Genomic DNA, 12296 nt, shown 5'->3' with positions numbered 1-12296 from the left:
GTAATCGTCAGGAGGTCTCCGCGGCCTCCGCCTCACGCCCGTACCGCGTGGCCAGCCACGAGCAGATGATGAGCTGGATCTGATGGAAGATCATCAGCGGTAGGACGATGAGGCCGACGGTCGAACCGGCGAAGAGGACGGTGGCCATCGGGAGTCCGGTGGCGAGGCTCTTCTTGGTGCCGCAGAACTGGATGGCGATGGTGTCCGCGCGGTCGAAGCCGAGTTTCTTCGGCACCCAACCGGTCACCACCAGCATGATCAAGACGAGCAGCAGCGAGATCACCGCGACGGCGATCACCTGTGCGGCGTCGACCGACGACCAGATGCCGTTGACGACGCCCTCGCTGAAGGCGACGTAGACGACGAGGACGATGGTGCTGCGGTCGGCGAGCTTGGTGATCGTGGCGTGCCGGGCGAAGAACGGGCCGACCCAGGGTCGAGCGAGCTGACCGATCACGAACGGCACCAGGATCTGCGCCACGATCTTCAGGATCGACGTCGCGTCGATGCTCGCGTCGCCGGTGTTGTGCATCAGCGCGACCACCAGCACCGGGGTGAGGAACACGCCCAGGATGTTCGACGCGGAGGCGCTGACGATCGCACCGGCAATGTTTCCCCTGGCAATGGACGTGAACGCGATCGACGACTGCACCGTCGACGGCACCAGGCACAGGAACAGGAGTCCGGCGTAGAGATCGGAACCGATCATCGGCTCGACGACCGGTTTCAGGGCCAGACCGATGATCGGGAACGCCACGAAGGTGAACGCCAGGATCGTCACGTGGAGGCGCCAGTGCTTCAGACCTTCGAGAGCCTCGCGCGGGTGGAGCCGCGTCCCGTAGAGGAAGAACAGGGCGCCGATCGCGATGATGACGACCCACTCGAACACATCCCCGGCGGCACCGCGGACGGGCAGGAAAGCGGCGACGACGACCGCGGCCACGATCGCGAGGATGAATCCGTCGATCGGTGAGCGGTCGAGAAGGTTCTTGAGCGTGCGCATACGTCAGAGCTGCCGGCCGCAGGCCAGGTCAGGCCTGGGCGGTGTCGCTCGAGCAGACGCCGCGCAGCGAGCACGCACCGCAGCTGCTGGTGCCGCAGTCGGCGGCGGGCTCGGAGGTGCCCTGCTCCCCGGCGGGCTCGGCGTGGCTGTGACCCTCGTCGTGACCCGAGCAGCAGGAGCAACCCGCATCCTCGGCCGGCACGGTGGCAGCGGCGCGGACGCCGATGGCGCTGACGAGGCCGATGATGACCAGTGCGGCCACCAGGGCGACGACGCCGAAGAGGATCGACCAACCGCCGTCGACGGCGAGGGTCGCGACGGCGCCGAGGACGAGGATCACGCTCGCCCCGATCGTGCCCGGTGCGGCGACACGGTTGGCGACGCGGAAGGCCTCGTCGGAGCGCATGGTCTCGTCGGTGCGGACACCGAAACGGCGATTGCGAGGGAGTGAGCCGCGGAGCCCGCGGACCCCGACCGTGGCCCAGAGCCCGGCCAGCGCGAAGAGCAGCACGGCAACGGCGACGGACAGGGCATTCACGACCCACAGCATACGACCGCGTCCACCGTGCAACCGAATCGAGCATCGGCGGTGAGCTGCACCTCATAGAGGCATCCGCCCGGTCGCGGGTGACGGGCTGACCGGATTTCAGGCTGGTCGGCCCAGGATTTACCCTGGTCGGGTGACTTCAGTCGACACCACCAGCACCAACGGCTCCGCCGGCGCCACCGCTCATCGCTACACCGCGGAGGTTGCGGGCGAGCTCGAGCAGCGCTGGCAGCAGACCTGGTCCGACGAGCGTGTCTACGAGGCGCCCAACCCCGTCGGACCGCTGGCCGGTGACCTGAGCGCGTTCGGCGGCGGCAGCGCCGACGCCCCCGACAAGCTGTTCGTCCAGGACATGTTCCCCTACCCCTCCGGTGCGGGTCTGCATGTCGGCCACCCCTTGGGCTTCATCGCCAGCGACGTCTTCGCGCGCTACCAGCGGATGACCGGCAAGAACGTCCTGCACACGATGGGCTTCGACTCTTTCGGTCTGCCGGCCGAGCAGTACGCGGTCCAGACCGGTACCCACCCGCGTACGACGACCGAGCAGAACATCGAGCGCTACCTCGGCCAGATCCGACGCCTCGGACTCGGCCACGACGAGCGTCGTCGCGTCGCCACCACCGACGTCGACTTCTACCGGTGGACGCAGTGGATCTTCCTGCAGATCTACAACGCCTGGTTCGACGCCGATCAGGGCAAGGCCCGACGCATCTCCGAACTGGTCGACGAGTTCGTCGCCGGCACCCGCGAACTGACCGGTGAGCACGCCGGGAAGTCCTGGGCGGATCTGACTGCGGCCGAGCGCACCTCGGTGATCGACGATCACCGCCTCGTCTACCTGAGTGACTCGCTGGTCAACTGGTGCCCCGGTCTGGGCACCGTGCTGGCCAACGAAGAGGTCACCGCCGACGGTCGCAGCGACCGTGGCAACTTCCCGGTCTTCCGAAAGCATCTGCGGCAGTGGATGATGCGGATCACCGCATACTCCGACCGCCTGCTCGACGACCTGGAACTGCTGGACTGGCCGGAGAAGGTCAAGACCATGCAGCGCAATTGGATCGGCCGCTCGCGCGGTGCGCAGGTCCGGTTCAGCGCGCCCGGTGTCGGCGACATCGAGGTCTTCACCACCCGCCCCGACACCCTGTTCGGCGCCACCTACATGGTGCTGGCCCCCGAGCATCCCCTCGTCGACGCATTGACTGCCGCCGCCTGGCCGGAGGGCACCGACGACCGCTGGACCGGCGGCGCGAGCGATCCCGCGTCGGCGATTGCCGGGTACCGTGCCTCGATCGCGGCGAAGTCGGATCTCGAACGCCAGGAGAACAAAGAGAAGACCGGTGTCTTCACCGGTTCCTTCGCCGTCAATCCGGTGAACGGACAGCAGGTTCCGGTCTTCATCGCCGACTACGTCCTCATGGGTTACGGCACCGGCGCCATCATGGCGGTCCCGGCGCACGACGCCCGCGACCACGAGTTCGCGACCGTGTTCGGCCTGCCGATCATCGAGGTCATCGGCTCCGACACCGATGTGCAGGCCGAGGCCTACGTCGGCGACGGCCCGCTGGTCAACTCCGACTTCCTGAACGGCAAGAACGTCGAGGACGCCAAGGCTGCGATCGTCGAACGCCTCGAGGCCGACGGCGTCGGCACCGGCAAGATCCAGTACAAGCTGCGCGACTGGCTGTTCGCCCGTCAGCGGTACTGGGGCGAGCCGTTCCCCATCGTCTACGACGCCGACGGCCAGCCGCATGCGCTGCCGGAATCCATGCTGCCGGTTGAGCTCCCGGAAGTCGAGGACTACGCGCCGGTCTCCTTCGACCCCGACGACGCCGACAGCGAGCCGTCCCCGCCGCTGGCCAAGGCCTCGGACTGGATGACCGTCGAACTCGATCTCGGTGACGGTCCGAAGACCTACACCCGCGACGCCAACGTCATGCCGCAGTGGGCGGGCAGCTCCTGGTACCAGCTGCGCTACATCGACCCCACGAATCAGGACACCTTGTGCGACAAGGACAACGAGGCCTACTGGATGGGTCCGCGTCCGGAGCTGCACGGCCCGAACGACCCGGGTGGCCTCGACCTGTACATCGGTGGTGTCGAGCATGCGGTGCTGCACCTGTTGTACTCGCGGTTCTGGCACAAGGTGCTGTTCGACCTCGGTTACGTCACCAGTAGCGAGCCGTACCGAAAGTTGTTCAACCAGGGCATGATCCAGGCGTACGCCTACACCGACTCGCGCGGCATCTACGTGCCGGCCGAGGAGGTCACCGAGGAGAACGGCAAGTTCTTCTACAACGGTGAAGAGGTGAGGCAGGAATACGGCAAGATGGGCAAGTCGCTGAAGAACTCGGTGACCCCCGATGACATCTGCCGCGATTACGGTGCCGACACCCTGCGCGTCTACGAGATGTTCATGGGCCCGCTCGACCAGTCCCGTCCCTGGGCGACCAAGGACGTCGTCGGCTCGCAGCGTTTCCTCCAGCGCATCTGGCGTCTCGTCGTCGACGAGGAGTCCGGTACGTCGCGCGTCGCCGACACCGAGTCGGACGACGACACGAAGCGCCTGCTGCACAAGACGATCGCCGGTGTCCGCGAGGACTACGAGGCCCTGCGCAACAACACCGCCGTCGCCAAGCTGACCGTGCTGACCAACCACCTCACCAAGAACTTCGAGAAGACCGGCGCCCCAAGGGAAGCCGTCGAAGCCCTGGTGATCATGCTCGCGCCGCTGGCACCGCACATCGCCGAGGAACTGTGGCACCGCCTGGGCCACGACACCCTCGTCGTCCGTGCGCCGTTCCCGGTGGCCGACGAGGCCTGGCTGGTCGAGGACACCATCGAGATCCCGGTCCAGGTCAAGGGCAAGGTCCGCAGCCGCATCACCGTCGCCGCCGACGCCGATGAGGACACCCTGCGCACCACCGCCCTCGCCGACGAGAAGATCGCCGCGCTCCTCGACGGTGCCGAACCGCGCAAGGTGATCGTGGTGCCCGGCCGCATGGTGAACATCGTTCCCTGACGGATAAGCACCTCAGGGCCGGGTGTCCCCGCTCCCTGAGGTGCGAGGAGCGTTCGCGACGGTCCGTTTTGCTCCCTGAGGGCGAGGAGTGTTGGCGACGGCCCGTTTTGCTCCCTGAGGTGTGAGGAGCGTTAGCGACGAGCCACGAAGGGCCGGCGACCGAACAGTGTTGCCGCCCAACGGCTTCGATCACGGTGTGACGATCGGGAATCCCGGGTCGGGGTTGTCGATCAGTCCGATCACGGTTGCGATCACCGACGTGTCGCCGTCGAGAACGGCACCGTCGGGCGCCGCGCCGGTGAGAAGTCCGAGTAGATCGCGTTTGGTGAGTGTCACGACGAGATCGGCGGAATCCCGCCGCCGCGTGGGGAAGTGGCTCAGGACGCCGTTCGACAGTTCCATCCGGTAGGTCTCGTCCAGATCGGTGATATGCCAACGGATCGAGGCCGAGAGGTCCCAGGCCCGCGGACCGTCGATGCGGATGGCCAGACTGTCGAAGAGTTGGGTGACGGTGAGCGCCGACGCCACTCCGGCGGCGTTGATCGGGGCGGCGTGGACCCCCGCCGAGTTCGTCGGCGCCGACGAGGAAGTTGTTGCGCCAGGTGGCGCATTCGGCGCCGTAACCCAGCGTCGTGAAGACCTGTGCGAGTAGCTCTTTCGCACCGGCATGGTCCGGATCGGCGAACACCGCATGACCGGCCAGTTCCGCGGCGAATCGGAGATCCCCGTCGGCGGCGAACTCTCGCGCTTTGGCGACCGTGGCCTCGATACCGCCGAGTGCCTGTACGTACCGAGCGGCGGCCGCTTCCGGTGGATGCTGCCACAGATGCGCCGGGTTGCCGTCGTACCAGCCGAGATAGCGCTGATAGATGGCCTTGACGTTGTGGCTGACCGAGCCGTAGTACCCGCGGGCGTGCCAGGCCGCGTCGAGCACCGGTGGCATCGGGAAGTCCTCGGCGATCTCGCTGCCGAGGTAGCCCTGGTTGAGTCGACGCAGCGTCTGATCGTGCAGGTAGGCGTACAGGTCGCGCTGCTGCGTCAGATAGACGAGGATCTCCTCGGTTCCCCACGTCGGCCAATGGTGCGACGCGAAAGCGACATCGGAGTCGTAGGCGAACATCTCGATGGCCTCGCTGAGGTACCGGGACCAGATCCGGGCGTCGCGAACCTGTGCACCGCGGAGGGTCAGGAGGTTGTGGAGGTTGTGAGTTGCGTTCTCCGCCGAGCACAGTGCGCGATGGTCGGGGAACCAGAAGTTCATCTCCGAGGGCGCTTCCGTCCCCGGCGTGACCTGGAAGACCATCCGGACACCGTCGAAGGTCTCCTCCTGCCCGGTGTGGGTGATGTCGAGCGTCGGCGCGATCAGACCCACCGTGCCGGTGGATGTACTGGGGCCGAGGCCGGCGCCGAGGGTTCCGGTCGCACCGGCCGGCAGGACGATCCCCGTGTGGTACATGCTGCGCCGCAGCATCGCGGTGCCGGCGTAGACGTTCTCGGAGACGGCATGTTGGAGAAAGTGTTCGGGCGCGACGATCGGTACCGTCGTGTCGGCGTCGACGACGCCGAGCACACCGCCGAAGTGGTCGACGTGGGAGTGGGTGTCGATGACCGCGCTCACCGGACGGTCACCACGATGCTCGCGATAGAGGGCGAGGGCGGCCGCTGCACACTCCGACGAGACCAGCGGGTCGATGACCACCACACCGGTGTCGCCCTCGACCAGCGTCATGCTCGACAGGTCGTACCCACGGATCTGGTAGATGCCGTCGGTCACTTCGAACAAACCATGCACGGACGTCAGCTGCGCCTGACGCCAGAGACTGGGGTTCACGGTGTCGGGACAGTCACCGGCGGTCGCCTCGGCGAAACCAGCGGCGTCGTAGACGACCCGGCCGTCCCCACCATGAATGACAGCCGGTTCGAGTACCCCGATCAGACCGCGGTTGGCATTGTCGAAGTCTGTTCGGTCGGAGAAATCGGCAGACATCGGAACTCCCCCACCGGCAGACGCTGCGGTCTGCGTGGCTCAGATCGATGTTCGGTTCCCGACACCTTCACGTTGGATACGCAGTCACGAGTATCGCGCACCGGGCGTCCTGACCGTCGGTGTTTGAGGCGGGCGACTACGCCTTGCGACGCAGCCACCATCTCTTGACGTAGACGCTGCCGACTCCGACGCCGGTGGCGATCAACCCGAGAACGACGATGACCCGGTTGTTCTGTGCATCCCGGGCTCGTTGCTCGTCGCGGGACCGACCGGCCCACTCGGGGACCGACGCGGTGTCGGCGTACAACTCGGTGAACTGCGGGGACAACTCGACGCCCCCGGGCGCTGTCGGTAGAGCCGCCAGCTGCTCGGGCGTCAGAAGCGACTCCCCGTCGTCGTTGGCGTGCTGGACACACCGGTCGTCCGCGGACATCGGCTCGCCGCCACAGGTGACCTCCGCACCGAGCAGCCCGTACAGACCGAAGAGGACGAAGAACAGGCCGAACGGGACCAGGATGACCGTCCGCGGCCACTCGTCGAGCTTCCGCCTCACTTCGGCGGGAGTCTCCGGGCGTAGTCGGCGCCGATGGTGACCCAGCGGGTCAGCTGCCGGTCGGACGCGATCCCCTCTTCGAAGACGCGCAGCCACCCGAGCGTCTCGCGCGCGGACATGTGCATCGGGGCGGTGTGCGGGTACTCGAGCAGGGTGCTGGTCTCCTCGGGCGGCACGCGCACCATGATCCCGCCTTTGCCGCTCACCGTCACGGCCATGTTGCCGTTGATCAGGAAGGCGAGGCCGCCGAACATGGGGACCTCGTCCACGCCGACCTCCGCCGCGAGCAGCGCGCGGATGCGGAAGGCGAGTTCCTCGTCGTAAGCCACGTCTCCAGGCTATTCGGCGGGTGTGACGGGGAAAGACTTGGCAACTAACTTACTGCGCAGTAAGGTCATGCCATGGCGATCAACCTGGAGCTCCCGAAGAAGTTCGATTCGACGGTCGAGCGCACCCATCTGGCTGCCGAGCACATCTTCCGGCCCATCTCGCGCAAGTACGACAAGGCCGAGCACGAGTACCCCACGGAACTCGACGACCTGGCGAAGCTCGCGAAGCAGGGACGTGGGTCGGAGAAGGCGGCCGACTCGTCGAGCAGTGACGACGGACCGTCGGTCAACGGCGCGAACATGCGTGGCCTGATCTCCGCCCTCGAGATGAGCTGGGGCGATGTGGGTTTGCTGCTCTCCATCCCCGGCCAGGGACTCGGCAATGCCGCCATCGCGGCCGTCGCCAACCCCGAACAGCTCGAGAAGTTCTCCGATGTGTGGGCGGCGATGGCCATCACCGAACCCAGCTTCGGTTCGGACTCCGCGGCGGTCTCGACGACGGCCACCCGCGACGGCGACGACTACGTCATCAACGGCGAGAAGATCTTCGTGACCGCCGGCTCGCGGGCAGACCACGTGGTCGTGTGGGCCACGCTCGACAAGAGCGTCGGCCGCGCGGCCATCAAGAGTTTCGTCGTCCCGATGACCACCGAGGGTGTGACGGTCGCCCGCCTTGAGCACAAGCTCGGCATCAAGGCCTCCGACACCGCGGTGATCCGTTTCGAGAATGCCCGCGTTCCCGCCGAGAACCTGCTCGGTTCGCCGGAGATCGACACCAAGAAGGCCTTCGGCGGGGTCATGCAGACCTTCGACAACACCCGCCCGGTCGTCGCGGCCATGGCCATCGGTCTGGGTCGCGCCGCACTCGAGGAGCTCCGCCGGATGCTCGAAGAGGCCGGGCACGAGATCGACTACGACCGCCCGGCCGCCGCCCAGCATGCGACCGTCGCCGAGTTCATCCGCCTCGAATCAGAGTGGGAGGCGTCCTGGCTGCACACCCTGCGTGCCGCCTGGATGGCCGACAACAAGCAGCCGAACTCCACCGAGGCCTCGATGTCGAAGGCCAAGGCCGGCCGCACGGTCACCGAGATCACCAACAAGGCCGTGGAAATCGGTGCGACAGCCGGGTTCTCGGAGACCTCGCTTCTCGAGAAGTGGGCGCGTGATTCCAAGATCCTCGACATTTTCGAAGGCACTCAGCAGATTCAGCAGCTGATCATCGCTCGCCGCGTGCTCCGGAAGTCCAGCACCGACCTCAAGTAGTGCTCACACCTGGCCGACGAGCCATCGGGCGATGCTCGTCGCACCGGGTTCGGCTGCCACTCCCGGATGTCCGATGAAGCGTTCGTTGTAGGTGACCCGCACCCCGGCATCCCGATACGTGTTCGCCAGCTCGGAGACGAAGGGTTGCGGGGAGACCGTGTCGACCGTCCCGGCTTCGATCCGCACGGGCAGCTCCGGTGAGAATTGCAGGTGCGCAACATCGTTGCGGTCGAGGATCGTCAGGAGCAGAGCCTTCAACTCTTCTCCTCGCGGTCCCAGGAGCTGGTCGGCGCGAGTCCGCCGAACGAATCGGGAGCGGTGAGCCCTACGTAGCAGCGCTTCTCGACCTGCGGTACGAGGCGTCGGGCCGCCGAACTGAGGCCACCGCCGTTCAGCATGAGCTGTTCGAACTCGGGATCCGCGGCGGCAGCGCCGTACCCGAGCAATGCGGCCAATCCCATCAGTTCGTCGATGGCCGGGCCGGCCACCGGCACAATCGAAGCGGCGTCGAGCATCCGCGCGACCTGGGTGGGCGGGGCCAGTGCCGCAACGCCTCTCACACGTAAGCCCTGCCATTCGGTGCCCGGCCTCGACGCGGCGAACAGCGCGGCCACCGCGCCTTCGGAGTGGCCGGCCACCACCACATCCCGGCCGATCCTCGCGTCGTCGCGCGACGCGGCGACGGCCATGTCTATCGCAGATCGTGCGAGGGAATCCCCGATCAGGTACGGGTGGGGTCCCGGACCGCCGATCCCTTCGAAATCCGGTCGTACGACCGCGAATCCGGCCTCGAGCAGGTGCCCGACGATGAGGTCACCGGACGTCATCCGCGGACGCTCCGGGTGAGTCGCATGACCGGTGGACGGTGCATGAGTCCGCCGCGCCGACGGTCATGTGGTTCCACACCGCCAGCGGCCATCCGCCGCGCGGCGGCGCGGACCTGGGCAGCAGCACGGTTCCGGTCATCTCGGTCGGACGGCCGCGCACCGAGGTCGAGCTGTACCGGACGCGGGTCGTCGACGACGCCGTGTCGAGCGCGACCGGCGTGTTGTGCACGACCGCAGACGAGACGATGCGCGGGACCGGATCGGCCGGCGTCGACGAAGCGCGAGGTGCGAGCGCGGTACCGCCGATCGCCATCAGCACCCCGGTGGCCAGCGCGCAGAACATCCTGACGTCACGTGCCGACGTTCTCATCGCAACAACCTCTCCCGCAGGCGCGCTTCACGTTCGAGTCGTTCGGTGTCGCGGCGTCGGCGTTCGGCCATGATCGCCGACAGCACGTCTTCGAACGACGCGCCCTGCGGCGGTGCGGGTGCCACGAACGGCGCCGCGGCGAAGACGAGTCGGTGTGCGGCGGCAGCTCGCGGTTCGGGCTTCATCGCGTGCCGTCCGTTGAGGAACTGGCGGATGGCCACGGCGAGGCCGTCGGGCAGGGCGGCCATGTCGGCCGCGACCGCCCACGACGCAAGCCCCACGGGCATCTCGACGGGATGCTGCTCCTCGATGCGATGCCGGTCCCGGATCACGTACGTCCCGGCGAGGAGATCACCGAGGCGCTTGTTCTTCCGTGAGATCGCCGCGCTGATGAGCGCCGGCAGACCCAGGCAGGCGTACATCTCGATGAATCCGACGAGCGCACGGGTCAGGGAGTGCCGAAAACCGGTGGGCCCGGCGTCGTCTCGCACGGTGCGCAGTCCGACGACCAGATGGCCGATGGTCTTGCCGCCGGTGAGCGTCTCCGTGACCGTCGGTAGGGCGATGACGCTGAGGATGGGCAGCAACGTGTTGACGGTGCCGCGCCACGCGTCGTTCAGGTCTCCGGTCACCTTGTACGACAGCCACCAGAGGAACAACCACAGAGCGATCCCCAGCGCGACGTCGAGCATTCCCGAGAGAATCCGGTAGCCGAGACCCCCCGGCGGCAGCGCGAGCGCAACCGCCTCACCGGAGACGAGGTCGTCGCGGCCCACGCCGACGGTGGCCGACGCACCGGCACCCCAGACGGCCGGCGGCGTCCCGACCGGGACCGGGGCACCTGCCATCACCGGAGGTCGTGGTGGCAACGATCCGGGCGGCACCGCCTCACCATACGACGCCGAACATGGTCCGCGCGGCACGAGCACACACCCACGACGCCCGTCGAATGACACGCTCCGCACCGGCTCGGAGGCCGGTTACGCTGGCCGGGTGGATCTCGACGCCTATGTGTCCGCGCACCGCGCGACGTGGGAACGGCTCGACACGCTGTCGCGCCGGCGTCGGCTGACCGGCGCCGAGACCGACGAGATCATCGACACCTATCAGCGCGTGGCCACCCATCTTTCGGTGATCCGCTCCTCGGCCCCCGACGCCTCGCTCGTCGCGTATTTGTCGGCGTTGCTGGCGCGGGCCCGTGGTCGGGCGTCGGGAACCCGGGTGAGTACGTGGTCGACGTTCATCGACTTCTTCGCCGTCACCTTCCCCGCCGCGCTGTACCGGATGCGGTGGTGGTGGCTGACCGTCATGGGTGTGTGCGTGCTCGCGGCCGCCGTGATGACCTGCTGGGTTCTGGAGCATCCTCGCATCGAGAGTTCCTTCGCCTCTCCGCAGGAGATCGAGCGGCTCGTCACAAACGACTTCGAGAACTACTACCGCGAATTCGAGGCCACCTCGTTCGCGGCGCGGGTGTGGACCAACAACTTCTGGCTGGCCGCGATGTGCATCGTCGTCGGTATCTTCGGCCTACCGGTGATCTGGATGCTCTACAGCAACATCCTGAATCTGGTGGTCATCGCCTCGATCATGATCCGGCACGGCCGCGGCGATCTGTTCTTCGGTCTGCTCCTCCCGCACGGCATGCTCGAGCTCACCTGCCTGTTCGTCGCCGCGGGGGTCGGCCTGCGGATCTTCTGGTCCTGGGTGTCACCCGGAAATCGAACGCGCGCAGCCGCTCTCGGCGAGGAAGGGCGCGCCGCGGTCGGTGTGGCGCTCGGACTTGTCGTCGTGCTGCTGATCTGCGGGGTGATCGAGGCCTTCGTGACTCCCTCTCCCCTACCCACCTGGGCGCGCATCGGGATCGGGGTGACCGCCTGGCTGCTGTTCATGGCCTACGTCTTCATCGCGGGACGCCGCGCGCACGAGACCGGTGAAACCGGCGATCTCGCCGAACTTCATCGAGGCCTGACCGCACCCACCGTGTAGGAATGGTTTGTGACCTCGATACGGTCCTCGGCTTGCGCCTCGGACCAACTCGGCCGGCAGAGGTCTGCTGGTTGAGTAGGTGAGGAGCTTGCGACGAGCCGTATCGAAACCAGCCACCCGAGAGGAACACCCGAATGGCCAAGAACGACAAGTCCCTGGACGCGGTCTCGCTGATCGGCGGAGGTCTCGCCGCGGTCGGTCTGACGCACTTCGTGAAGCCGGAGCTGTTCGCCCCCATCACCGCACCCGTGTTCCCCGACGACACCACGAAGTGGACCTACCGCAACGGCGCCTGCGAGACTGCGATCGGCGTCGCGCTGGTGTCCCCTCGCACCCGACGCCTCGGCCTCGCCGGCCTGGCCGGTTATCTCGGCTTCCTCGGTTACCGCGGGGTGCAGGCCAAGAGCTAGTC

At 67.1% G+C, this 12296-nt stretch carries 12 protein-coding genes and 1 pseudogene; 4 read left to right on the top strand and 9 right to left on the bottom strand.

Annotation, left to right across the window (positions count from 1 at the left end; genetic code table 11):
* Window positions 1-7: 7 nt before the first annotated feature.
* The gene (locus M1L58_RS08295; protein WP_248658527.1) at window positions 8-1003 is read right to left on the bottom strand and encodes a bile acid:sodium symporter family protein; all 996 of its coding nucleotides are present in this window, start codon (window positions 1001-1003) and stop codon (window positions 8-10) included.
* Window positions 1004-1031: 28 nt separating this feature from the next.
* The gene (locus tag M1L58_RS08290; protein WP_248658526.1) at window positions 1032-1553 is read right to left on the bottom strand and encodes an SdpI family protein; all 522 of its coding nucleotides are present in this window, start codon (window positions 1551-1553) and stop codon (window positions 1032-1034) included.
* 130 nt (window positions 1554-1683) lie between these two features.
* On the opposite strand from M1L58_RS08290, the gene leuS reads away from it, so the two are divergent.
* On the top strand, window positions 1684-4569 hold the full coding sequence (gene leuS / locus M1L58_RS08285) for a leucine--tRNA ligase (protein ID WP_248658525.1): 2886 nt from the start codon (window positions 1684-1686) through the stop codon (window positions 4567-4569).
* A gap of 189 nt (window positions 4570-4758) precedes the next feature.
* Here leuS and M1L58_RS08280 read toward each other — a convergent pair.
* From M1L58_RS08280 to M1L58_RS08270, 3 genes and pseudogenes are all read right to left on the bottom strand, one after another.
* Window positions 4759-6556, bottom strand: a pseudogene (locus tag M1L58_RS08280) (alkyl/aryl-sulfatase).
* A 136-nt stretch (window positions 6557-6692) separates the two neighbouring features.
* Complete coding sequence (locus M1L58_RS08275) at window positions 6693-7109, bottom strand: hypothetical protein (RefSeq protein WP_248658524.1); 417 nt, start codon at window positions 7107-7109, stop codon at window positions 6693-6695.
* Window positions 7106-7438, bottom strand: coding sequence for a TfoX/Sxy family protein (locus tag M1L58_RS08270; protein WP_006868507.1), 333 nt, complete (start codon window positions 7436-7438; stop codon window positions 7106-7108). The genes M1L58_RS08275 and M1L58_RS08270 overlap by 4 nt, the downstream gene beginning before the upstream one ends.
* A gap of 72 nt (window positions 7439-7510) precedes the next feature.
* On the opposite strand from M1L58_RS08270, the gene M1L58_RS08265 reads away from it, so the two are divergent.
* On the top strand, window positions 7511-8701 hold the full coding sequence (locus M1L58_RS08265) for an acyl-CoA dehydrogenase family protein (protein ID WP_248658523.1): 1191 nt from the start codon (window positions 7511-7513) through the stop codon (window positions 8699-8701).
* A gap of 3 nt (window positions 8702-8704) precedes the next feature.
* Here the strand turns inward: M1L58_RS08265 and M1L58_RS08260 are convergent, their stop codons facing one another.
* Genes M1L58_RS08260 through M1L58_RS08245 form a run of 4 tightly spaced genes read right to left on the bottom strand, consistent with a single transcriptional unit; the run spans window position 8705 to window position 10746 of the window.
* Complete coding sequence (locus M1L58_RS08260) at window positions 8705-8959, bottom strand: hypothetical protein (protein WP_248658522.1); 255 nt, start codon at window positions 8957-8959, stop codon at window positions 8705-8707.
* Entirely contained in the window at window positions 8956-9528 is a 573-nt protein-coding gene (locus tag M1L58_RS08255; RefSeq protein ID WP_248658521.1) for an alpha/beta hydrolase, read from the bottom strand. The genes M1L58_RS08260 and M1L58_RS08255 overlap by 4 nt, the downstream gene beginning before the upstream one ends.
* Window positions 9515-9898 carry a hypothetical protein gene (locus M1L58_RS08250; protein ID WP_248658520.1) on the bottom strand — a complete coding sequence of 128 codons (384 nt, stop codon included), beginning with the start codon at window positions 9896-9898 and terminating at the stop codon, window positions 9515-9517. Before M1L58_RS08250 ends, M1L58_RS08255 begins: the two co-directional genes overlap by 14 nt.
* Window positions 9895-10746: an RDD family protein gene (locus tag M1L58_RS08245; RefSeq protein ID WP_248658519.1), complete on the bottom strand. Its 852-nt coding sequence runs from the start codon at window positions 10744-10746 to the stop codon at window positions 9895-9897. Before M1L58_RS08245 ends, M1L58_RS08250 begins: the two co-directional genes overlap by 4 nt.
* 145 nt (window positions 10747-10891) lie before the next feature.
* Here M1L58_RS08245 and M1L58_RS08240 point away from each other — a divergent pair, with 145 nt between their 5' ends.
* Both M1L58_RS08240 and M1L58_RS08235 read left to right on the top strand, forming a co-directional pair.
* Window positions 10892-11884, top strand: a complete 993-nt coding sequence (locus M1L58_RS08240; RefSeq protein WP_248658518.1) for a stage II sporulation protein M — start codon at window positions 10892-10894, stop codon at window positions 11882-11884.
* A 134-nt stretch (window positions 11885-12018) separates the two neighbouring features.
* A complete protein-coding gene (locus M1L58_RS08235) occupies window positions 12019-12294 on the top strand; it encodes a hypothetical protein (protein WP_232716781.1) in 276 nt (91 codons plus the stop codon).
* Window positions 12295-12296 lie beyond the last annotated feature (2 nt).

The sequence above is a fragment of the Gordonia sp. C13 genome, assembly GCF_023218005.1.
Taxonomy (GTDB): domain Bacteria; phylum Actinomycetota; class Actinomycetes; order Mycobacteriales; family Mycobacteriaceae; genus Gordonia; species Gordonia namibiensis.
The sequence above is the reverse complement of the archived record's forward strand: the minus strand, read 5'-3'. Positions and strand labels throughout refer to the sequence as shown.